The sequence below is a fragment of the Pseudomonas sp. FYR_5 genome (assembly GCF_043106315.1).
GTDB classification, from domain to species: Bacteria; Pseudomonadota; Gammaproteobacteria; order Pseudomonadales; family Pseudomonadaceae; genus Aquipseudomonas; species Aquipseudomonas putida_Y.
In genome coordinates this window covers 1-21,196 of the sequence record NZ_JBICMK010000074.1, presented here as the reverse complement: position 1 = coordinate 21,196, position 21,196 = coordinate 1, and the positions used below count along the sequence as shown (strand labels likewise).

General features: G+C 63.4%; 26 protein-coding genes. 16 read left to right on the top strand and 10 right to left on the bottom strand.

All coding sequences use genetic code 11. The features are described 5' to 3' along the window. Nucleotides 1–106 precede the first annotated feature (106 nt). Together ACF8RA_RS12730 and ACF8RA_RS12725 are read left to right on the top strand one after the other, a co-directional pair. Nucleotides 107–991, top strand: a complete 885-nt coding sequence (locus ACF8RA_RS12730; protein WP_176684341.1) for a sugar nucleotide-binding protein — start codon at nt 107–109, stop codon at nt 989–991. After that, the gene (locus ACF8RA_RS12725; RefSeq protein ID WP_176684342.1) at nt 984–1,922 is read left to right on the top strand and encodes an NAD-dependent epimerase/dehydratase family protein; all 939 of its coding nucleotides are present in this window, start codon (nt 984–986) and stop codon (nt 1,920–1,922) included. Before ACF8RA_RS12730 ends, ACF8RA_RS12725 begins: the two co-directional genes overlap by 8 nt. Before the next feature lie 30 nt (nt 1,923–1,952). Here ACF8RA_RS12725 and ACF8RA_RS12720 read toward each other — a convergent pair whose 3' ends face one another. After that, the gene (locus ACF8RA_RS12720; protein WP_209968275.1) at nt 1,953–2,396 is read right to left on the bottom strand and encodes a helix-turn-helix domain-containing protein; all 444 of its coding nucleotides are present in this window, start codon (nt 2,394–2,396) and stop codon (nt 1,953–1,955) included. 102 nt (nt 2,397–2,498) lie between these two features. On the opposite strand from ACF8RA_RS12720, the gene ACF8RA_RS12715 reads away from it, so the two are divergent. Next, nucleotides 2,499–3,704 (top strand): MFS transporter, encoded by a 1,206-nt coding sequence (locus ACF8RA_RS12715; RefSeq protein ID WP_392461594.1) that lies wholly within the window; start codon nt 2,499–2,501, stop codon nt 3,702–3,704. On the opposite strand, the gene ACF8RA_RS12710 is transcribed toward ACF8RA_RS12715, so the two are convergent. The 5 genes from ACF8RA_RS12710 to ACF8RA_RS12690 all read right to left on the bottom strand — a co-directional run bounded on the left by ACF8RA_RS12710 (nt 3,692) and on the right by ACF8RA_RS12690 (nt 7,687). Next, nucleotides 3,692–4,375: an OmpW family protein gene (locus ACF8RA_RS12710; protein WP_021783920.1), complete on the bottom strand. Its 684-nt coding sequence runs from the start codon at nt 4,373–4,375 to the stop codon at nt 3,692–3,694. The two genes, ACF8RA_RS12715 and ACF8RA_RS12710, sit on opposite strands and share 13 nt — an antisense overlap. 109 nt (nt 4,376–4,484) lie before the next feature. Further along, nucleotides 4,485–4,997 carry a DUF3299 domain-containing protein gene (locus ACF8RA_RS12705; protein ID WP_209968269.1) on the bottom strand — a complete coding sequence of 171 codons (513 nt, stop codon included), beginning with the start codon at nt 4,995–4,997 and terminating at the stop codon, nt 4,485–4,487. 126 nt (nt 4,998–5,123) lie between these two features. Next, on the bottom strand, nt 5,124–6,389 hold the full coding sequence (locus ACF8RA_RS12700) for an ABC transporter permease (RefSeq protein ID WP_392519217.1): 1,266 nt from the start codon (nt 6,387–6,389) through the stop codon (nt 5,124–5,126). Beyond that, nucleotides 6,389–7,099, bottom strand: a complete 711-nt coding sequence (locus ACF8RA_RS12695) for an ABC transporter ATP-binding protein (protein WP_176684347.1) — start codon at nt 7,097–7,099, stop codon at nt 6,389–6,391. Before ACF8RA_RS12695 ends, ACF8RA_RS12700 begins: the two co-directional genes overlap by 1 nt. Beyond that, entirely contained in the window at nt 7,100–7,687 is a 588-nt protein-coding gene (locus tag ACF8RA_RS12690) for a DUF2796 domain-containing protein (protein ID WP_392461590.1), read from the bottom strand. A 130-nt stretch (nt 7,688–7,817) separates the two neighbouring features. On the opposite strand from ACF8RA_RS12690, the gene ACF8RA_RS12685 reads away from it, so the two are divergent. Beyond that, nucleotides 7,818–8,162 carry a hypothetical protein gene (locus tag ACF8RA_RS12685; protein WP_392514239.1) on the top strand — a complete coding sequence of 115 codons (345 nt, stop codon included), beginning with the start codon at nt 7,818–7,820 and terminating at the stop codon, nt 8,160–8,162. 151 nt (nt 8,163–8,313) lie between these two features. On the opposite strand, the gene trxA is transcribed toward ACF8RA_RS12685, so the two are convergent. The 3 genes from trxA to ACF8RA_RS12670 are packed head-to-tail and all read right to left on the bottom strand — an operon-like array spanning nt 8,314 to nt 10,324. Continuing rightward, nucleotides 8,314–9,186, bottom strand: a complete 873-nt coding sequence (gene trxA, locus ACF8RA_RS12680) for a thioredoxin (RefSeq protein WP_176684350.1) — start codon at nt 9,184–9,186, stop codon at nt 8,314–8,316. Between the two features lie 31 nt (nt 9,187–9,217). Next, the gene (locus tag ACF8RA_RS12675; protein ID WP_339535387.1) at nt 9,218–9,877 is read right to left on the bottom strand and encodes a 50S ribosomal protein L11 methyltransferase; all 660 of its coding nucleotides are present in this window, start codon (nt 9,875–9,877) and stop codon (nt 9,218–9,220) included. Continuing rightward, the gene (locus tag ACF8RA_RS12670) at nt 9,878–10,324 is read right to left on the bottom strand and encodes a YbaY family lipoprotein (RefSeq protein ID WP_176684352.1); all 447 of its coding nucleotides are present in this window, start codon (nt 10,322–10,324) and stop codon (nt 9,878–9,880) included. 106 nt (nt 10,325–10,430) lie between these two features. Between ACF8RA_RS12670 and nrdR the strand changes: the two genes are divergently transcribed. From nrdR to ACF8RA_RS12610, 12 genes are all read left to right on the top strand, one after another. Then, the gene (gene nrdR, locus ACF8RA_RS12665; protein ID WP_003255402.1) at nt 10,431–10,895 is read left to right on the top strand and encodes a transcriptional regulator NrdR; all 465 of its coding nucleotides are present in this window, start codon (nt 10,431–10,433) and stop codon (nt 10,893–10,895) included. 2 nt (nt 10,896–10,897) lie between these two features. Then, nucleotides 10,898–12,028 carry a bifunctional diaminohydroxyphosphoribosylaminopyrimidine deaminase/5-amino-6-(5-phosphoribosylamino)uracil reductase RibD gene (gene ribD, locus ACF8RA_RS12660; protein ID WP_176684353.1) on the top strand — a complete coding sequence of 377 codons (1,131 nt, stop codon included), beginning with the start codon at nt 10,898–10,900 and terminating at the stop codon, nt 12,026–12,028. A gap of 42 nt (nt 12,029–12,070) precedes the next feature. Continuing rightward, complete coding sequence (locus ACF8RA_RS12655; protein WP_003255399.1) at nt 12,071–12,736, top strand: riboflavin synthase; 666 nt, start codon at nt 12,071–12,073, stop codon at nt 12,734–12,736. Nucleotides 12,737–12,754: 18 nt separating this feature from the next. Continuing rightward, nucleotides 12,755–13,846 (top strand): bifunctional 3,4-dihydroxy-2-butanone-4-phosphate synthase/GTP cyclohydrolase II, encoded by a 1,092-nt coding sequence (gene ribBA / locus ACF8RA_RS12650; RefSeq protein ID WP_209968241.1) that lies wholly within the window; start codon nt 12,755–12,757, stop codon nt 13,844–13,846. A gap of 91 nt (nt 13,847–13,937) precedes the next feature. Then, nucleotides 13,938–14,414 carry a 6,7-dimethyl-8-ribityllumazine synthase gene (gene ribE / locus ACF8RA_RS12645; RefSeq protein WP_003255395.1) on the top strand — a complete coding sequence of 159 codons (477 nt, stop codon included), beginning with the start codon at nt 13,938–13,940 and terminating at the stop codon, nt 14,412–14,414. After that, the gene (gene nusB / locus ACF8RA_RS12640; RefSeq protein WP_003255393.1) at nt 14,411–14,911 is read left to right on the top strand and encodes a transcription antitermination factor NusB; all 501 of its coding nucleotides are present in this window, start codon (nt 14,411–14,413) and stop codon (nt 14,909–14,911) included. The genes ribE and nusB overlap by 4 nt, the downstream gene beginning before the upstream one ends. An 18-nt stretch (nt 14,912–14,929) precedes the next feature. Further along, on the top strand, nt 14,930–15,898 hold the full coding sequence (thiL, locus tag ACF8RA_RS12635; protein ID WP_392519215.1) for a thiamine-phosphate kinase: 969 nt from the start codon (nt 14,930–14,932) through the stop codon (nt 15,896–15,898). After that, on the top strand, nt 15,895–16,398 hold the full coding sequence (locus ACF8RA_RS12630; RefSeq protein ID WP_003255391.1) for a phosphatidylglycerophosphatase A: 504 nt from the start codon (nt 15,895–15,897) through the stop codon (nt 16,396–16,398). The genes thiL and ACF8RA_RS12630 overlap by 4 nt, the downstream gene beginning before the upstream one ends. A gap of 16 nt (nt 16,399–16,414) precedes the next feature. Continuing rightward, complete coding sequence (locus ACF8RA_RS12625) at nt 16,415–17,158, top strand: ABC transporter substrate-binding protein (RefSeq protein WP_176684356.1); 744 nt, start codon at nt 16,415–16,417, stop codon at nt 17,156–17,158. Between the two features lie 180 nt (nt 17,159–17,338). Further along, nucleotides 17,339–17,956, top strand: a complete 618-nt coding sequence (ribA, locus tag ACF8RA_RS12620; RefSeq protein WP_003255389.1) for a GTP cyclohydrolase II — start codon at nt 17,339–17,341, stop codon at nt 17,954–17,956. Next, nucleotides 17,953–18,372, top strand: a complete 420-nt coding sequence (locus tag ACF8RA_RS12615; protein WP_176684357.1) for an MFS transporter — start codon at nt 17,953–17,955, stop codon at nt 18,370–18,372. The genes ribA and ACF8RA_RS12615 overlap by 4 nt, the downstream gene beginning before the upstream one ends. Next, nucleotides 18,372–19,184, top strand: coding sequence for a cobalamin-binding protein (locus ACF8RA_RS12610; protein ID WP_176684358.1), 813 nt, complete (start codon nt 18,372–18,374; stop codon nt 19,182–19,184). Before ACF8RA_RS12615 ends, ACF8RA_RS12610 begins: the two co-directional genes overlap by 1 nt. Here ACF8RA_RS12610 and ACF8RA_RS12605 read toward each other — a convergent pair. Further along, the gene (locus ACF8RA_RS12605; RefSeq protein WP_392519214.1) at nt 19,162–21,009 is read right to left on the bottom strand and encodes a TonB-dependent receptor domain-containing protein; all 1,848 of its coding nucleotides are present in this window, start codon (nt 21,007–21,009) and stop codon (nt 19,162–19,164) included. The genes ACF8RA_RS12610 and ACF8RA_RS12605 overlap by 23 nt on opposite strands. Between the last annotated feature and the right edge of the window lie 187 nt (nt 21,010–21,196).

Sequence of the window (21,196 nt, the reverse complement as noted above, 5' to 3'; positions counted from 1 at the left end):
ATCGCTCCCGCCTGCGGCATCCAACGGGGCCGGTGTTGGACTTCCCGGGCAGGAAACCGCAAAATAACCCCTTTACTCCATCAACCTCTCCGGATCTGCTGACTCTATGCGTATGCGCCTAATGCTGTTGGGTGGTGGCAATGCCCTCGGGCAAGCGCTGATTCGTCTTGGGGCCGAGGAGGACATCGCATTCCTGGCACCGCGCCCGCCCGAGAACGGCTGGGCGCCCTCAAGCCTCACTCAGCTGCTCGATGACCATCGCCCCGACGCGCTGGTCAACCTGGCCTATTACTTCGACTGGTTCCAGGCCGAGTCGGTCAGCGAGCAGCGCCTGGCCCAACAGGAGCGGGCGGTGGAGCGGTTGGCAGAGCTGTGCCAGCACCATCAGATCACCTTGGTGCAGCCATCCAGCTACCGTGTGTTCGATGGTTCGCGGGCCACGGCCTATAGCGAAAAGGACGAGCCAGTGCCGCTGGGCTTGCGTGGCCAGGCCCTTTGGCGCATCGAGCAGAGCGTGCGTGCGACCTGCCCGCAGCATGTGCTGCTGCGCTTTGGCTGGTTGCTGGATGAGAGTATCGATGGCGCGTTGGGCCGCTTCCTGACCCGTGCCGAGCAACCACAAGAGCTGCTGCTGGCCGATGATCGACGTGGCAACCCGACGCCGATCGATGATGCCGCCCGAGTGATCCTGTCGGTACTCAAGCAACTTGATTGCAATGCGCCGCTGTGGGGCACCTACCATTACGCCGGCAATGAGGCGACCACGCCGCTGGCGCTGGGCCAGGCGATCCTCGCCGAGGCCGGTCAATACCGCCAGCTGGCCGTGCAGGCCCCCACGGCGCAGGCCCATGCCGCGCGTCCGGATGCCAGCGAAGAGCCACAGCATGCGGTACTGGCCTGCAAGAAAATCCTTCATACCTTCGGTATCAAGCCGCGTGCCTGGCGCGCTGGCTTGCCACCTCTACTGGACCGGTTCTACCGCCATGGCTGACGCTGACGCCCCCATCCTGATCACCGGCGGTGCCGGCTTCATTGGCTCCCACCTGTGCGATGCGTTGTTGGACAAAGGTTACGCCGTACGCATTCTCGACGACTTCTCCACCGGCCGACGAAGCAATCTGCAGGTCGACCACCCCCGGCTGGAACTGATCGAAGGTGATGTTGCCGATGCCGGGCTGGTCACTCAGGCTGCGGCTGGTTGCCGTGCTGTGGTGCATCTGGCCGCGGTGGCCTCGGTTCAGGCCTCGGTCGAAGACCCGGTGCGTACTCACCAGAGTAACTTCATCGGTACCCTCAACGTTTGCGAAGCCATGCGCGTGCATGGGCTGCGTAGGGTGCTGTTCGCCTCCAGCGCAGCGGTGTACGGCAACAATGGTGAAGGGGAGTCGATTTCCGAAGACACACCCAAGGCGCCGTTGACACCTTATGCCGTGGACAAGCTGGCCAGTGAGCAGTACCTGGACTTCTACCGCCGCCAGCATGGCCTGGAGCCGGTGGTGTTCCGCTTCTTCAACATCTTCGGGCCACGGCAGGACCCTTCCTCACCGTATTCCGGGGTGATCAGCATCTTCTGCGAGCGTGCTGTACAGGGCTTGCCGATTACAGTGTTCGGTGATGGCGAGCAGACGCGGGACTTCCTTTACGTGGGCGACCTGGTGCAGGTGATGGTGCAGGCACTGGAGCAGCCGCAGGTCGAGGAGGGGGCGGTGAACATCGGGCTGAACCAGGCGACCTCACTGAACCAGTTGCTGGCTGCGCTGGAGAAGGTTGTGGGGCGCTTGCCAGCGATCAGCTATGCGGCGGCGCGATCGGGTGATATCCGCCATTCGCGAGCGGATAACCAGCGGTTGTTGGCGCGGTTCGATTTTGCGCAGGTGACGCCGATGGTTGAAGGCCTGGCAAAGCTTCTCGGTAAAGGCTGAACCCCTCGGGGCTGCGCCGCGGCCCTGAAATCACCCATGCCGCACCCTTCTGCGCTGGCAATCTTCGGGATGTAAGGCCCGCCCATCCTGGCTGCGGACCTGCAATATCTCAAGCGCTTGCCCCGTCACGCCGTCCACCAGTTCCGAACGCGTTTCACCCGCCTCGAACAGAAACCGCTCCCCCCACTGCCTCAAACCAATCACCACTGGAAACACCGACCGCCCTTTATCGGTCAACACATATTCCTTGTAGGCACTGCCATCCGATGCCGGCTGTGTCATCAGTAACCCACTTTCCACCAACAGCTTTAGCCGCGAGGTGAGGATGTTCTTCGCCAGCCCCAGGTTCTTCTGAAATTCACTGAAACGCCGTAGGCCGTCAAAGGCATCGCGCAGGATCATCAGCGCCCAACGGTCACCCAGCACCTCCAGAGCCCGGGCCACGGGGCACTGCGCATTGTTTTCATCGAGCATAGGGCACGCCTGTCTTGATTATCTGGTTGCAGATTAAAACCACTTTTGTTAAATAGCCAGCGTGTGGTTTCAAATTGAAACCAGATTCCAGAGGCTTGCCCGATGATACCTTCGCTGACACGCTGGATAACCCTGTTGCTTGCCACCACCAGTGCGATGGCTGTGGCGACGGTGTACTTCGCTCAACCGCTGCTTGAGTCGATGGCTGCTGAGTTGGGGGTGGCGCAGCAGCAGATTGGCTGGGTAGTCGGCGCGACCCAGGCGGGCTACGCCCTGGGGCTGCTACTGATTGTGCCGCTCGGGGACTTGGTCGACCGTAAACGTCTGTTGCTTGGCCAGTTGCTGTTCTCGGCGCTTGCGCTGGTCGGCGTTGGCATGGCGCCGAACTGGGCAATATTGCTGCTGGCTCTGGCTATCACCGGGTTGATGGCCGTCATGGTGCAGGTGATGGTGGCTCATGCCGCGAGCCTGGCCTCACCTGGCCAGCAAGGGCAGGCGGTAGGCACTGTCACCAGTGGTGTGGTGCTGGGCATTCTGCTGGCACGGCTGGCTTCGGGCGGGCTTGCCGACCTGGCCGGTTGGCGAAGTGTGTACCTGGTCGCCGCAGGGCTCTTGATGTTGTTGGCGCTGGTGCTGTGGCGCAGTCTGCCCGGCGGGCAGCCGATGAGGAGCCGGCCGCGTTACCGGGCGCTGATCATGGCCCAGTTCAGTTTGTATCGGCACGACAGGTTGCTGCGCCAGCGCGGCGTGTTCGGTGTATTGATCTTCGCTGCATTCAGCGTGCTTTGGAGCGCCATGGTCATGCCGCTAAGCGCTGCGCCGCTGGCGCTGAGCCATACCGAGATCGGCCTGTTTGGCCTGGCAGGTGTCGTGGGTACGCTGGCGGCTTCGCATGCCGGGCGTCTGGCCGACCATGGGCGGGGTGAGCGTACAACCGGGGTGTCGTTGGCCCTGCTGACGTTGTCGTGGCTGCCAACAGCGTTCGTCGAGCATTCATTGCTGGCCTTTGTGCTGGGTGTGCTGATGCTGGATTTTGCCGTGCAGGCAGTGCATGTTACCAACCAGAGCCTGTTGCTGACCGGACGTGGTGCGATGGCTAGCCGTTTGATCGGCGCCTACATGTGTTGCTATTCGCTGGGCAGCGGTTTGGGGGCGGTGTTGGCGAGCTGGGTGTTTGCACACTGGGGCTGGGTTGCGGTGTGTGGGCTTGGCATGGGCATCAGTGCCGCCGCGCTGTGCTACTGGCTATGGCTGCAGCGCGCGAGGGCGGCCGAGGCCGCCCTGCAATGTTCAGGTCAGAACTTGTAGCCTAGGCCGACCATGTATACCCACGGGTCGACGTCGACGTCGACCTTGGTCTTGCTGTAGCCAAGGGCGGTCGGGCCGTTGACGCTGGCCTTGGTGTCGATGTCGACGTACCAGACCGAGGCGTTTACCAGCAGGTTGTCGGTCAGCATGTAGTCCATGCCCAGTTGGCCGGCGATACCTACCGAATCCTGCAGCTTGAGGTTGCTGAAGCCTTGTTGCTTGCGTGCGCTGCTCAAGTCTTCGTCAAAGAACAGGGTGTAGTTGATACCGACGCCAGCGTACGGCTGGAAGCGCGAATTTGGCTCCATTGGGTAGTACTGCAGCGACAGCGTCGGCGGCAGTTGCTTGATGTCCGCCAGCTTGCCGTCCAGCCCGCCGCCCAGACCTTTTACGGCGACAGTGTGCTTGAACGGGGTAGCTGCCAGCAGCTCCAGGCCGATGTGGTCGGTGAGCATGTAGGCAAAGGTCAGGCCCAACTGGGTATCGCTGTCCAGGGTCGCCTTGGTGCCCGACACCTTGTTACCGTCGAACTTGAGGTCGCCGCTGCTCTCGTTCGGGGCGGTGGTGATGGCGCCTGCGCGCAGGATCATGTCCCCCGCCTGATAGGCGTGGGCGGCAGGGGCGGCGAGCGCAAGGGCCACAAGCGAGGCACCCAGCAAGGACTTGTTCATGGAAGCTCCCAAAGGACGTTATTAATCGAGTAGTCCAATGGTACGGAGCTGGTTAAACGGAAAGTTTGACCCAGCTCAACGAAGCGTCTTCACGAATTCGAAACAGTTCTCATCTCAGCTCATAAGCGTAGATTTTCTCGGCTTCCATTTGGTAGCCAGCGTCGGCCAGCTCGCTGCTGGACGCTCTAACCTGCATCTTTCCCTCGATCCAGTAGGGCTGGTAGAGGTCTTCGACGCGCACGCCCATCTCGCTGAAAATATGCACGATCTGGTTCGGTGGTGGCGGCGGCACGTGGATGCACGCGCCATAGTAAGGGACCAGCAGGAATTCGGTGGTGCGGCCTTCCTCGCTGACCTCCAGGGGCACGATGTAGCCGGGCAGTTTGACCTGTTGGCCGTCGAGGCTTTTTACCACTGGCGCGTCGGGCGCCTGCTGGCGCGCGGGCGGGGCGGATTCGGCAGACAATGCGCTGCTGAGCTGTGACATGTCGTGCAGCGGAGCCAGTTGCGGCGGGATGACCGGTGCACCTTCAGGGATCAGCGCGGGCCAGTCCAGCTCCTTGGGTTCGGCGGCCCACAGAGGCATCGCTACCAGCAACAGCAGGGCCAGCAGCATGTGCATTGCCGGCCTCTTCGCGGGCATGCCCGTTCCCATAGGTACTGCACAAGGTCCGAAGCCTGCGGGGCTCCCTGTGGGAGCGGGCGTGCCCGCGAGGCAGGCGGTGAGGTGTTTGATCATTACGCGCACTCAGAGGTGGATGGACAGGCCGTCGGCCAGCGACTGGCGGTAAGCCCGCCACGCCGGCACGCTGCCCATCAGCAACGCGGCCCCCATGATGATAGCCAGCAAGGTCCATTCATGAGTACTTGGCAGAGCCAGTGGCAAATACAAACCATAGTTGGCCTGCACATACCCCTGTGCCAGGGCGATACCCGCATATAGCAAGCCAAGCCCGGCCACGATCCCGACCGACGCCAGTGACAGTGCTTCAAGTACCAGCAACCCTGCAATATGCCAAGGCCGGGCCCCGACCGAGCGCAAGATCGCCATTTCTCGGCGGCGTTCGTTGAGGCTGGTGAGAATCGCCGTGAGCATGCCGATCAAACCGGTCAGCACCACGAATAGTGACACCACGAACAATGCCTGCTCTGCGGTGCCCATCAGGCTCCACAGCTCTTGCAGGGCGACCCCAGGCAGGATCGCCAGCAACGGCTCGCTGCGGTATTCGTTGATTTCCCTCTGCAGACTGAAGGTTGCGATCTTGCTGTTCAGGCCAAGCATGAATGCAGTGATGGCAGCAGGTTGCAGGTCCATCGTACGGGCCTGCTCGGCGCTGATGCGCCCGGCGCCACGGGCGGGTACGCCGTTGTGCCAGTCGATATGGATCGCCTCCATGCCGCCCAGGCTGATATGCAAGGTGCGGTCGACAGGTGTGCCGGTGCGCTTGAGTATGCCGACCACGGTAAACGGCTTGTCGTCGTGCTTGACCAGACTGATTGCGGCCACACCGTGGGCCAGCACCAGCCTGTCACCCAGCTTGTAGTGCAATGCCTCGGCCACTTCGGCGCCGAGCACCACCTCGAAGGGGTCGTTGGCAAACTCTCGCCCCTGGCTCAGTTGCAGATGCTGGCGGCGGCCGTACTGGTAATGGCTGAAGTAATCTGTGGTGGTGCCCATCACTCTGTAGCCGCGGTGCGAATCGCCCAGCGAGATCGGGATTGCCCACTTCACCCGTGGGTCCTGTGCATAGTGCTGGAAGCTGTCCCAGCGGATGTTATTGGTCGCGTTGCCAATGCGGAACACCGAATACAGCAGCAGGTTCACCGAGCCAGAGCGTGCGCCGACGATCAGGTCGGTGCCGCTGATGGTGCTGGCGAAGCTGGCACGGGCTTCGGTACGGACCCGCTCAACAGCCAGCAGCAGGCACACCGACAGGGCAATGGCGAAGGCGGTCAGAAAAGCGGTGAAGCGGCGGTTGGCCAGGCTGGCCAAGGCAAGGCGGAGCAGGTACATCAGGCCTCCCGGGGCTTGGCGGCACGGTTCAGTTCAGCAAGCGACAGGTGGCGGTCGAACAGCGGTGCCAGGCTCTGGTCGTGGCTGACGAACAGCAGGCTGGCACCGGCGGCGCGGCACTCATCGAACAGCAGGCGGATGAACGCTTCGCGGGTGTCTGCATCCAGAGCCGAGGTCGGTTCGTCGGCAATCACCAGCTCAGGCTGGCCGATCAGTGCGCGGGCGGCGGCGACCCGCTGCTGCTGGCCGATCGACAGGCTGTCGGCGCGGCGGGCAAGCATGGCAGGGTCGCCCAGGCCCAGGTGGGTCAGCAGCGTGCTGGCCGCCTGGTCAACACTGCCATGGCGCTGCTCGGCGCGTGCCTTGCGGCTGCGCGAGAAGCGGCAGGGCAGCTCGACGTTTTCACGTACCGAGAGGAACGGCAGCAGGTTGAACTGCTGAAAGATGTACCCTGTGTGATCGACCCGAAAACGATCGCGGGCGCCCTGGCTCAGGCTGCCGAGGTCCTGGCCGAGCAGCTGGATGCGACCCTTGTCCGGCACGTTCACCCCGCCCAGCAGGCCCAGCAAGGTCGTCTTGCCACTGCCGCTGGGGCCTTTGAGAAACAGTGCCTCACCAGCGTCCAGGCGCAATGCCGGAATATCCAGCAGCGGCGGGTGACCTGGCCAGGCGAACACCAGGTCATGCAGATCGATCAACGGCTGGTTCATTCAGAAGGCGACCGCTGCCTTGGCCGGCGTGGATTCCAGGCCTTTCTGGCCATTGGGACCGATCAGTTGCACGTTGATTTTCTGGGTGGCGGGGAAGGCCTTGAACAGCGGCGCCAGGTCCAGCTGGGTCAGTTTGTCGGGGTTGGCGCAGGTCAGCTGATAATGGGCGCCGATGTCGCTGTGCTGATGGCCGTGTTCGTGTTCGTGTTCATGCTCGTCACCATCGTCATCGGCCTTCGAAGCGTCACCGAACAGAGGGCTTTCCAGCGCCTGCTGCTCTTCCTTGCAGTCTGCGGCAGCAGAAAGGTCGAACAGCTTCAGTGGTTGTTCAAGTTGCTGGCGCACGGCGGCAACTTTGGCCTTGTCGGCATCGCTGCTGGCGGCATGCTCGAAGCCGACCAGGTTCATTGCCGGGCTGTCCAGCTCCAGTTCCAGGGTATTGCCATCGAGTACCGCGTTGAGCTTGGCCACGCCATGCTCGTGGGCGCCGAGCGAGCCGTGGGCGTGGTCATGATCATGGTCATCGTGGGCATGGGCAACGGCCAGTGGCAGCAAAGCGAAGGGCAGGGCGAGCAGCAGGCGACGCATGGACGACTCCGGAGCGGGCTGAAAGATTCGGTTATGTTATAACAACTTTTCTGCTTGCCGCCAGTCTGTGTGGCACAGGTTTCATGTTGCGGTAGCATGGCTGCATTGACGTGAGTTCAAGGAATGCATCATGAGAGTTCGTGGACAGATTGGTGACTGGCCGGTGGACCTGACCATCGAGCTGACGCCTGAAGAGTGGGCGCAGCTTGGGCGGCAGACCGAGGTGCCGGTGGCAGCCCAGGCGGCTGCGACAGCTGCGGTGGCCGGGCCGCGCCAAAATGACGCTCAGTGGGCTGCGGCGCGTGATGTGTTGCGTCTGGCAGGACAGATGAGCGGGCCGGAATTGCTGGACCGCCTGGAAGGGTTGGCCGGGAGTACGGCGGCGGGCAAACGGCTGCTGGTGCGTTTGCGGCACAGCAGTGAGGTCAAGGTGGAGAGTGGCGTGGATGCGCCGGTTTATCACTGGGTAGGGTGAGCGCTGTCTTGCTCAAAATCTGAAAAGTCTGCGCGGTCGCCCGTAGGAGCGGGTTTACCCGCGAACACCGGCAGAGCCGGTGCCATCCACTGTGTCGGTTTCTTCGCGGGCGTGCCCGCTCCCACAGGTCCAGCGCAGGCTTCAAGGTCACTCAGAACATTGCCGCCGACAGCTTGCGACGATAAACACCAACCAGCGGGTGATCGCCACCCAGCAAATCGAACACCTGCAACAGCGCCTTTTGCGGCAGCCCGTTCTCGTAGCCACGGTTACGCTGGAACAGCTTCAGCAGCCCTTCCAGCGCCGCCTCGTACTGCTGGCGCGCCAGTTGCTGAATGCTCAGCTGATAAGCCGCCTCGTCGTCTTGCGGGTTCTGCGCCAGGCGGCTTTTAAGGTCAGCCACTTCCGGCAGGCTGGCAGCCTGGCGCAGGAAGGTCAGCTGGGCCTTGGCACCGGCCAGTGCAGCTTTGTGTTCGTCAGTCTTGACCGCATCCAGCACCACTTGCGCTTCGCCCAGCTCGCCACGCTCGGCCAGGCAGCGGGCATACAGGATCAGCGCTTCGGCATTGCTGTTGTCCTCACCCAGCAGCGCCTGCAACAGCGCTTCGGTTTCGGCAAAACGGCTTTCGGCAAACAGCGCCTTAGCCTGTTCCAGTGGCGAGGCGGTGGGCGCGGCTGGCATTTGTACATGCGGCTCGAGCATGGCGCGGATCGCCGACTCCGGTTGTGCCCCGGCAAAACCGTCAACCGGCTGGCCGTCCTTGAACAGCACCACTGTCGGCAGGCTGCGGATGCCGAACTGGGCAACCACCTGTTGCTCCACGTCGCAGTTGATCTTGGCCAGCAGCAGTTCGCCCTGGTAACCCTCGGCAATCTTTGCCAGCAATGGCATCAGCGCCTTGCACGGCGCGCACCACTCGGCCCAGAAGTCTACCAGCACCGGCTTGTGGAAGGAGTTCTCGATCACCAGTTGCTGGAAGGTGGTATCGGTGGCGTCGAAAATGTAAGGCGTGTCTTGGGTCATCGCGACTCTCGCAAACTCGTGTATGGCAACACTATAAGGTGTCGCGGCTGGCGTGGTACAGGCTGACCCGGCGGAATTCGTGTGGCTCGGCCAGGTCCGGCAGGGTCAGTGCTTCGAGCACGCCCAATTGCTGGTACAACGGGTGGCGAAAGTCACGTACTCGCGAGTCGGCCACCAGGGCCTGGCGACCGCGGCTCAGGAAGGCATCCAGCAGCGGCAGGTTGGCGCGGTCGTACAGCACATCGGCAACCAGGATCAGGTCGAAGCGGTCTTCCTCGGCAAAGAAATCGCTGCTGTAGCTTAGTGTCACCCCGTTCAGTGCTGCATTCGCACGGCAGGCATCGAGGGCCAGCGGGTCGAGGTCGCAGGCCACCACTTCCAGTGCACCGGCGCGTGCAGCAGCAATGCCGGCGATGCCAGAGCCGGCGCCAAAGTCCAGCACGCGCTTGCCCGCCACCCACTCTGGGCGTTCGGCCAGGTAGCGGGCCATTGCCAGCCCACTGGCCCAGCAGAAACTCCAATAGGGAGGCTCTTCAAGAATGCGCCGGGTTTCTTCGCTGCTGAAGGCGCGATCCATGTTCTGGTCGTCGATCAGCCATAGCTTCAGGTCGCAGGCGGGCAGTTCGCTGACGATCAGGCGCGCTTCGCCGATCAGGCCGCTGAGGGCCTGTTGCAGGGCCAGCGGCGCCACTTACGGCGCCTTCTCGAAACGCAGCGGGCCTGTGGCCTGGGTCTGTGCCTGGATAATGCGCACAGGGGGCAGGTGCATGATCAGCTGGCCAGAGTTGCTGGCGCGGCCACGCAGTTCGACTCGGGCACCGGGCGGGAAGGCTTCGGGGTTGAAACGCAGGTGGTAGGGCAGTGCCTGGCCAGTACCGGTCAGCTTGCTGCTTGCCAGCAGGCGCTGCGGACGGTCGCGTTCGTCGATGACCAGCAAGGCCAGTTCCACGTCGGCACCTGCCGGGATTTCCAGCAAGGTGCCGCTCAGCTCGCGCTGGTAGGCCGGCAGCGGACCCGGTACTTCGGCCTTGGCCGAGCGGGCAGGGGCGGGCGCCGGGTTGTCGGTCTTTGGCCTGTCGCTGCCGCAGGCGGCAAGCAGAGCGGCGCAGCACAGCACGACGAGCGCTCGGTAGTGCATGGGGGAGTCCTTCACGGGCATATTTCCCATGGATGTTAACCCCTTTGGCTTGTCTTGCCAGTGCAATGCGCTACCATGGCCCTCCCTTTTTTTGTTGCCTGCCACCATGCACTGTCCCTTTTGCGGTGCCAACGACACCAAGGTCATCGACTCTCGCCTCGTCGCCGAGGGCGAGCAGGTGCGCCGCCGCCGTGAATGCGTGGCCTGCGGCGAGCGCTTCACCACCTTCGAAACCGCCGAGCTGGTGCTGCCCCGGCTGATCAAGCAGGACGGCACGCGTCAGCCCTTCGACGAAGAAAAGCTGCGCGCCGGCATGCAGCGGGCGCTGGAAAAGCGTCCGGTCAGCGTCGAGCGCCTGGAAGCCGCGCTGGCGCACATCAAGAGCCGGCTGCGAGCCACTGGCGAACGCGAAGTCAAATCGCTGGTGGTCGGTGAAATGGTCATGGCCGAGTTGCGCAAACTCGATGAAGTGGCCTATATCCGCTTTGCCTCGGTGTACCGGCGCTTCCAGGACCTCGACGAGTTCCGCGAAGAAATCGACCGTCTGGCCCGTGAGCCAGCTAAAGAGTGAACATGCCCAGCCAAGCCGCCATCCTAGACGCCCACTACATGGCCCGCGCGCTGGAGCTGGCGCGCAAAGGCCTGTACACAACCCACCCGAACCCGCGGGTCGGCTGCGTGATCGTACGTGATGGCGAGGTGGTTGGCGAAGGCTGGCACGTACGCGCCGGCGAGCCGCATGCCGAAGTGCATGCCCTGCGTCAGGCGGGTGAACTTGCCCGCGGGGCTTGTGCCTACGTCACCCTGGAACCATGCAGCCACCATGGCCGTACGCCGCCGTGTGCCGAAGCGCTGGTCAAGGCCGGCGTGGCGCGTGTAGTAGCCGCCATGCAGGACCCTAACCCGCAAGTGGCGGGACAGGGCCTGCGGCGCCTGACCGAAGCCGGAATCGAAGTGGCCAGCGGGGTGCTCGAAGCCGAGGCTCGCGCCCTCAACCCAGGCTTCCTCAAGCGCATGGAGCATGGCCTGCCGTTCGTTCGCGCCAAGCTGGCCATGAGCCTGGATGGCCGCACCGCCATGGCCAGTGGTGAAAGCCAGTGGATCACCGGCCCGGCCGCCCGCTCGGCGGTACAGCGCCTGCGCGCCCGTTCCAGCGTGGTGCTGACCAGCGCCGCCAGTGTACTGGCCGATAACGCACGCATGACCGTGCGTGGCGCCGAGCTGGGTCTGGATGCCGAAACCACTGCCCAGGCACTCAGCCGCACACCCTTGCGAGTGTTGGTCGATGGCCGCCTGCGCCTGCCACTGGCTGCGCCGTTCTTCCAGGCCGGCCCGGCTCTGGTGGTGACTGCTGTCGCAGATGACCCGCGCTATGCCGCTGCCGGCCACGAATTGCTCAGCTTGCCGGGCGACAATGGCCAGGTCGACCTTGCGGCGCTGCTGCAGGCCCTGGCCGCCCGCGGCGTAAACGAAATCCTGCTGGAAGCTGGTGCTGGCCTGGTGGGTGCCTTTGCCAGGCTGGGCTTGGTCGATGAGTTCCAGCTGTTCGTCGCCGGCACCTTCCTCGGCTCCCACGCCCGCCCATTACTGGACTGGCCACTGGAAAAGATGAGCGAGGCGCCGCGGCTGAAAATTACCGAAATGCGCGCAGTGGGCGATGACTGGCGGGTCACGGCCATCCCCCTGCCGGCGCCCGGCGTATAATGCCGGGCTTGCCCTGCGCAAACCGTTTTTGAGGAAGACCCCATGTTCACCGGCATCATCGAATCCATCGGCACCATCCGCAGCCTGACCCCCAAGGGTGGTGACGTGCGCGTCTACGTAGAAACCGGCAAGCTCGACTTGGGGGACGTCAAACTCGGCGACAGCATCGCCGTCAACGGTGTATGCCTTACGGCCGTAGAGCTGCCGGGCGACGGCTTCTGGGCCGATGTCAGCGTCGAAACCCTCAAGCGCACCGCCTTCATCGACCTCAAGAGCGGCAGCAAGGTCAACCTGGAGAAAGCCCTGACGCCCACCACCCGCCTGGGCGGGCACCTGGTCAGCGGCCACGTCGACGGGGTCGGCGAAATCATTTCGCGCAGCGATAACGCTCGCGCCATCCAGTTTCGCGTGCGTGCACCGAAGGAACTGGCCAAGTACATCGCCCACAAGGGTTCGATCACCGTCGACGGTACCAGTCTGACGGTGAATGAGGTCAATGGCGCCGAGTTCGAGCTGACCATTGTCCCGCACACTCTGTCCGAAACCATCATGGCCGATTACCGTGCAGGGCGTCGGGTAAACCTTGAGGTCGACCTGCTGGCCCGTTACCTGGAGCGCTTGCTACTGGGTGACAAGGCCGCCGAACCGAGCAAGGGCAGTGGCATTACCGAAAGCTTCCTGGCCGCCAATGGCTTCTTGAAATCCTGATTGAGAAGGGGGTGCCGCGTGGCGCTCAACAGCATCGAAGAACTGGTCGAAGACATCCGCCAGGGCAAAATGGTCATCTTGATGGATGACGAAGACCGTGAGAACGAAGGCGATATCATCATGGCGGCCGAATGCTGCCAGCCCGAGCACATCAACTTCATGGCCAAGCACGCCCGTGGCCTGATCTGCATGCCGATGACCCGCGAGCGTTGCGAAACGCTGAAGCTGCCGTTGATGGCACCGCGCAACGGCTCGGGCTTCGGCACCAAGTTCACCGTGTCGATCGAAGCCGCCGAAGGCGTCACCACCGGTATTTCCGCCGCCGACCGCGCACGCACTGTGCAGGCTGCCGCAGCCAAGGACGCCAAGGCCGAAGACATCGTCAGCCCTGGTCACATCTTCCCGCTGATGGCCCAACCAGGCGGTACGCTGGCGCGTGCCGGCCACACCGAAGCCGCCTGTGACCTGGCGCGCATGGCCGGTTTCGAGCCAAGCGGCGTGATCTGCGAAGTGATGAACGACGACGGCACCATGTCGCGCCGCGCCGAACTGGAAGTGTTCGCCGCCGAGCACGGCCTGAAGATCGGCACCATCGCCGACCTGATCCACTACCGCATGATCCACGAACGCACCGTGCAGCGTGTTTCCGAGCAATCGGTGGAGAGCGAGCTGGGTGAGTTCAACCTGGTCACCTACCGTGACGCGGTCGAAGGCGACGTGCACATGGCCTTGACCCTGGGCAAGATCTGCGCCGAAGAGCCGACCTTGGTACGGGTACACAATATGGACCCACTGCGTGACCTGCTGCTGGTCAAACAGCCAGGTCGCTGGAGCCTGCGCGCGGCCATGGCCGCCGTGGCCGAGGCCGGCAGCGGTGTGGTCTTGCTGCTGGGCCACCCACTGGACGGCGACGTGCTGCTGGCGCACATCCGCGAAAGTGCGGGCGATGCGCCGACCAAGGCCCCGACCACCTACAGCACTGTGGGTGCCGGTTCGCAGATCCTGCGCGACCTCGGCGTGCGCAAGATGCGCCTGATGAGTTCGCCGATGAAGTTCAACGCGATATCCGGATTCGATCTGGAAGTTGTAGAATACGTGCCCTCCGAGTGACTTGAGGCGGCATTGACGCCCTCTGCTCGAGTCCAGACCCCTGCCGAGGCCGCTTGTATGCGGCCTCGCTCTTGAAGATGAGAATATCGGAATGACCCTGAAGACCATCGAAGGTACCTTCATCGCCCCCAAAGGTCGCTATGCTTTGGTGGTTGGCCGCTTCAACAGCTTCGTTGTCGAAAGCCTGGTAAGCGGTGCCGTTGACGCCTTGGTACGCCATGGTGTCAGCGAAAGCGACATCACCATCATCCGTGCCCCGGGTGCATTCGAGATCCCGCTGGTGGCACAGAAGGTCGCCCAGCAAGGCGCCTACGACGCGATCATCGCCCTGGGCGCCGTGATCCGTGGCGGTACCCCGCATTTCGAATACGTGGCGGGCGAATGCACCAAGGGCCTGGCCCAGGTGTCCATGGAGTTCGGTGTTCCGGTGGCGTTCGGCGTACTGACCGTCGACTCCATCGAGCAAGCCATCGAGCGTTCTGGCACCAAAGCCGGCAACAAAGGTGCTGAAGCTGCCCTGTCCGCACTGGAAATGGTCAGCCTGCTGGCGCAGTTGGAGGCCAAGTGATTAGCGACGAAAGCGATCGTTTCAACCCGCGCGATCCAAAACCTGCGGATGCCGGCAAGCCCTCGAAGAGCGCCAAGCGCCGCGAAGCCCGCAAGCTCGCGACCCAGGCCCTCTACCAGTGGCACATGGCCCAGCATTCGCTGAACGAGATCGAAGCGCAGTTCCGGGTGGACAACGATTTCACCGATGTCGACGGTGCCTATTTCCGCGAGATCCTGCATGGGGTCCCGGCAATCAAGGGCGAAATCGACAAGGCGCTGGTGCCTTGCATGACCATCGCACTGGAAGAGCTCGACCCGGTTGAGTTGGCCGTGCTGCGCCTGTCCACCTGGGAACTGATCAAGCGCGTCGACGTGCCGTACCGCGTCGTGATCAACGAAGGTGTGGAGCTGGCCAAGGTCTTCGGTGCCACTGACGGCCACAAGTTCGTCAACGGCGTATTGGACAAGCTCGCCCCGGCGCTGCGTGAAGCAGAAGTCAAGGCGAACAAGCGCTGATCCTGGCGCTGCCTGGCCATGGGTGAGTTCGAGCTGATCAACCATTACTTCGCCGCTGCGCCTTGTGCGCAGGGCGGCGATGGCGTGGCGCTGGGAATCGGCGACGACTGCGCCCTGCTGGACCTTCCCCCCGGTGAGCAACTGGCGGTGTCGACCGACACCCTGGTCGCCGGGGTGCATTTTCCTGCTGTTTGCGATCCGTTGCTGCTTGGCCAGCGTTCGTTGGCCGTGGCGGCCAGTGACCTGGCAGCCATGGGTGCGACTGCAATCGGTTTTACCCTCGCACTGACCCTGCCTGACGTTGGCCCTGGCTGGCTGGCGGCCTATGCCGACGGCCTTGGGCGCATGGCCCACCGTTGCCGCATGAGCCTGATCGGTGGTGACACCACGCGCGGCCCGTTGAGCATCACCGTGACCGTGTTCGGCCGCGTACCGGCTGGCCAGGCCTTGCGCCGCAGCGGTGCAAGGCCGGGTGACCTGCTGTGTGTCGGTGGTTCACTGGGCAAGGCCGCCGGTGCATTGCCGCTGGTGCTGGGTGAGCGCGAGGCGCCTGCCGCGCAGGCCGAGCCGCTGCTGGCCCATTACTGGTCACCGATGCCGCAGCTCACCCTCGGTGCCCTGCTGCGTGGCCGGGCCACGGCGGCGCTGGACATCTCCGACGGGCTGCTCGCCGACTGTGGGCATATTGCCAAGGCATCCGGTGTCGCGTTGGAGGTGAACCTGGCGCAAGTGCCAGTGTCTCCTGCTCTGGAGAGCTTCCTCGGCCGTGAAGCAGCCGTGCAGGCAGCGCTTACCGGTGGCGACGATTACGTACTGGCGTTCACTTTGCCACCCGAGGCGCTGGCGCCTCTGGCAGCCTTCGATTTTATCGAGGTGCATACCGTCGGCCGTGTGCTCGAAGGGCAAGGCGTGACCTTGCGCGACGCGCAGGGCCAGGACATCACCCCCGTTCAGCGGGGCTATCAACACTTCAGGGAGATACCGTGACCGATCACCCCAATCAGGTGCCTGCGGAGTTCGTTCCGCCTTCGGTCTGGCGCAACCCGTGGCACTTCATCGCTTTTGGCTTCGGCTCTGGCACCTTGCCCAAGGCGCCGGGTACCTGGGGCTCGCTGGTAGCCATACCGTTCATCCCGCTGTGGCAGATGCTGCCCGACTGGGGTTACTGGCTGTTGCTCGGCGTGAGCATGCTATTTGGCTTCTGGTTGTGCGGCAAAGTTGCCAATGACTTGCGCGTACACGACCATGAAGGCATTGTCTGGGACGAGATTGTCGGCATGTGGATCACCCTCTGGCTGGTGCCGGAGGGCTGGCAGTGGCTGTTGGCAGGGTTCCTGATGTTCCGCTTCTTCGACATCCTCAAGCCGTGGCCGATCCGCTGGATTGACCGGCATGTGCACGGGGGCGTCGGCATCATGCTCGACGATATCCTGGCCGGCGTGTTTGCCTGGCTGGGCATGCAGGTTCTGGTGTGGGCGGTTGCCTGAAACAGGGAGTGCGTGAATGGCCATAAGGACTGTACTGCTGGCAATGCTGCTGAGTGTTGCCCCGTGGGTGGCGGCTGCCGAGAGCATGCCGAAACAGATCCATCTGGTTAGCGAGGAGTGGCTCGACTACACCAACGCCGACGGTACCGGGGTGGCCTGGGATGTGCTGCGCAAAGTGTTCGAGCCGGCCGGAGTCGAGGTGGTCACCCAGAGCGCGCCCTACAGCCGGGCGGTTGGCCTGGTCAGGCGCGGCGAGGCTGATGCCTGGGTTGGCTCGTACAAGGAAGAAAACGACGACAATCTGTACCCGCGCTGGCACTTCGACATGGACCATATCTATGCCTTGGGGCTGGCCAGCAAGCCTGCGCCTACGCTGGAGACCATCGGCAAGTACCGGTTGGCCTGGGTGCGTGGCTATGATTACGGCAGCTACTTGCCCAATGTGCACGAGTTCCGCGAAATCCAGCGTCGCGAGGGCATTTTGCCGATGCTCGAGCATGACCGGGTGGACTACTACATCGACGCACTGACCGAGGTGGACTACGTGCTCGGGCAAGCCCCCCAGCCCGAGCGCTTTCGGCGTACCCATGTGGCCGAGTTGCCGTTGTACCTGGCCTTTGCCCGTAACGACCAGGCCAGGGCCCTGCGCGATCTGTTCGACAAGCGCATGAAAGAGCTGGTACGTAGCGGCGAACTGAAGCCGATTTTCGAGCACTGGAAACAGCCCTATCCGTTCAACGCGGACAGTCGCCCGCACTGAGGCCGAATACATTGAGGTAGATCGCGGTTCTCTGTGGCAGCGGGCTTGTGATTGAGCGGTGGCTTTCAATAAGTATCGAACTTTTCGATCTTAACCCACCGTATACAGCCAGCCCACATCCCCCAACCTGCTGATACAATCGGCCCACGAGAAAATTCCTACTTATTCCAGGAGCACAACGTGCCCGTCGTCTTTGTTGCCGCCTCTAAACTCCCGACGCCCTTCGCGACCTTCACCATGCATGGCTTCCTCGACGAAGCTACAGGCCGTGAGCATGTGGTGCTCAGCCTGGGTGATATCGCGGACGGCCAGCCGGTACTGGGGCGCCTGCATTCCGAGTGCCTGACCGGCGATGCACTGTTCAGCCAGCGCTGCGACTGCGGCTCGCAGCTTGAAGCCGCGCTGCAGGCCATCGCCCGCGAAGGCCGTGGGGTGCTGTTGTACCTGCGTCAGGAAGGCCGTGGCATCGGCCTGCTGAACAAGATACGCGCCTACGAGCTGCAAGATGGCGGCGCCGACACCGTCGAAGCCAACGAGCGCCTGGGCTTCGCTGCCGACCAGCGTGACTACGCCATATGCCTGCCGATGCTCGAGCACCTGGGCGTCAAGTCGCTGCGCCTGATGACCAACAATCCGCGCAAGGTCAAAGCCCTGACCGACATGAACATCGTGGTTGCCGAGCGTGTGCCGCTGCACACCGGGCATAACCCGCACAACCGCTACTACCTGGCGACCAAGGCCGGCAAGTTGGGCCACATGCTGGGCAACGAACACCAGGGCGAGGTGCCCCAGGCGTGACCCGCGCCGAGGTCAAGCGGCGCCTGGCACTGGCCTGGTGGCAGTACCTGGCGGTGGGCCTGGTACCGTTGCCAGTCATGGCTTGGGCCTTTGGGGGAGGCGATGCGCTGCCTCCGGTGTTGGCCATGCCGCTATTCATCGCCGGTGCGGCCACCATGTTTCTCAGCCTGCCGCGCTTCGGCGCCTATAAGCGCGCACTTATTGCCACCTCCAAAGTGCTCGGTACGGGTGAAGAGCCCACTGCCTGGATCGAACTGGCACGGGTACGGCGCGTGGCCATGCTGTATGCCTGCTTCCCGGCTTGGGTCGCCGCACTGTCGGTGCTGGTCGGCCTGGAGGCAGTGCCGCAGATCCTGCTCGCATTGTCGACGGTTGTAGTGCTGTACCTCTATCGCATTCCGCGCCAGTTGGGCTGATGCGACTGCTACCTGGCCTGCTGGCGTTGTTCGCCTGCACCGTACAGGCTGCCGAACCGCTGCGTGTCGTCAGCCTGGCCCCCTCGATGAGCGAGATCATGCTTGAGCTGCAGGCCGACGACCTGCTGGTGGGCGTGCTGGATGGCGGCGACCGGCCGGCTGCGCTGCGCCACTTGCCTTCGGTCGGGCGCCAGGGGCAACTGGACATGGAGCGCCTGCTCAGCCTGCGCCCCGATCTGTTGCTGCTGTGGCCAGGCAGTGTGCCACCGGCCCAGCGTGACCAACTCAAGCGCCTGGGTATCGCCACCTTCAGCGCCGAACCCCATGACATCGACCAGTTGATTGAGCAGATCGAGGCCATTGCCGGGCGTATCGGGCGGGCCGAGCAGGGCCATTCGTACGCGCGAGCCCTGCGTGAGCGGCTGCAGCAGCTGCGCCAACAGTATCGGCGTGACGAGCCCTTGCAGGTGTTTTATCAAGTCTGGGATCGGCCGCTGTACACGCTCGGTGGCCGCCAGGTGGTGACCGACGCCTTGGCGGTGTGCGGGGCGCGCAATGTGTTCGCCGACCTTGCCCAGCCCGCGCCGCAAGTGAATGTGGAGTCCGTGCTGCTGCGTAATCCGCAGGTCATCCTGGCAGCCGATGAGGCGCAACTGGCCAGCTGGAAGGCCTGGCCGCAGATTCGGGCGGTTGCTGATGGGCGCCTGCTGGTGGTGCCGGACAAAGGGCTGGAGCGTCCCAGCGGGCAGATGATCGAAGCCACTGCCCGCTTGTGTGCGTTGCTGGACGCTAAAGCGCCGGCGTCCAGGTGACGCTGAAGAGCACAGTGCGGCCTTCTTCGCGGTAAGGGTGATACGTGCCCTCGTAGCTGTAAAGGGCGCGGCTGTAGTTGCGGTCCAGCAGGTTATCCAGTTTGGCTTCGAGTTCCAGTTCATCGCTAGCCGCCCAACTGCCGCGCAAACCAAGCAGGCCATAGCCACCGATGCGGTTACGGTTGGCCTCATCGTCATAACTGCTGCTGACCGCCTGCCAGCTGGCACCCACGCTGAAACGCCCCAACTCACGGTCCAGGTCCAGGCTCAAGGAGCGGCGGGCGCGGCGGGCGAGGGTATGGCCGGTCTCGCGGTCGCGTGGGTCGATCAGCGCCAGGCCAAGCTGGCTGTGCCAGGCGCCCCATTGCTGCGCTAGCGCCATTTCCACCCCATTGATTCGTGCCGAGGCGACGTTACGGGGTATCGAGTCCTGGCCAAAGATGATCGCGTCGCGCAGATCGGTGCGGTACAGCGAAGTCTCCAGCCGACTCTCTGTACTCAGCTGGCTGCGCCATTGCAGCTCGTAGCTTCTGGAGTGCTCTGGGTCCAGGTTCGGGTTGCTGAACTGTGGGTAATACAGGTCGTTGAACGTCGGAGCGCGGAAGCCTTCGCTGTATGACAGCAGCACATCGTTGTTCGCGTTCAGCGGTACGGTCAGGCTGCCGCTCCAGGTGGTCTGGCCACCAAACTGTTGGTTGCGGTCATGGCGCACGCCCAGCTCAGTGGAAAACGGCTCGCCCTGGTAGCGGTGCTGGGCGAACACGGCACGGTTCCAGCGGCTGTCCTCAGTGAAGTCGGTACTGCCGTGTACGCGGTCTTCGTACCAGTCGCCACCCAACAGCAGGCTGTTGTGTTCACCTAGGGCTAGGTTGTTTTGCCAAGTTGCTTGGTCGCGGTAGGTATTGAAAGGTGCGCTTGAGTGGCTGAGCTTGTCTCGGCTTTCATCGCGGTTTTCGCTGTGGGCCAGCTCAAACCGAGTGCTCCACTGCTCGGTGACCTGGGCATCCAAGTAGCTGCCGATGCTGCTGACAGCGAAGTTCGAATACGGCACCTGAGGGCTAGCACCGCGTGGCTCGTCGATTTCGCGGCGACCACGGCTGTCGAGCAGGTTCAGGCCGACCTCGAAACGCTCACCGAAGGTGTGGCTCAGGCTCAGGTTCACCGCCTTGTTGCGGTAGGCGTCGTGGTCACCATCGCTGGCGAAGGATGGCCCGGTCGAGTCGATACCGGCAGTTTCATCCAGGCTGGCGCCAAGGTTGAAGCGGGTCGAGTCGTTGCCGCCGGAAAGCCCCAGGCTGCGTTGGAATGTCTGGTTGCTGCCGGCGGCCATGCGCAGGCGTGGCTGCAGGCCGGGGCCATTGCTGCGGCGGGTGAAGATCTGAATAACCCCGCCAATGGCATCGCTGCCGTACACCGCCGAGCGCGAGCCACGCAGCACTTCAACCCGCTCGATCTGATCGACGTCCAGAAACTGCAGGCCGCTGTCGCCCGAAGTGGCATTGGCGATGCGTACGCCATCGACCAGCACCAGGCTTTGCGCCGCCTTGGTGCCACGGATAAAGATGCCCGGCAGGCTGCCACGGCCACCGGTAGGTGCCACTTGCACGCCCGGTACGCGGGAGAGCAGGTCAGTGACGCTGGTGGGTTGCAGGCGGTCGATGTCGGAGCGGGTGAAAACCGTGTTGGCGGCACTGGTGGCGGTTCGCGACTCGACCTGACGGCTGGCGCTGATCAGCACGTCGGGGAGCTTGAGGGCGTCGTCGCGCTCAGCGGCCAGAAGGAATGTAGGGGCACAGAGAATCGTGGTACAGGCAAATTTTTTCATGGGCAGTTCCAAAGAGTTTTCACAGCACTGTGCTGTCCCCGTAGGAGCGGGTTCACCCGCGAAAGGGCCGGTCCTGCTGACCAATTTTCATCAGCCGTTCACCGTTGCCGCTGCTACCGTATTCGCGGGTAAACCCGCTCCTACAGTGGGCACACAACGGTGATCGGGCGCAGGCCGTCGTAGGAGC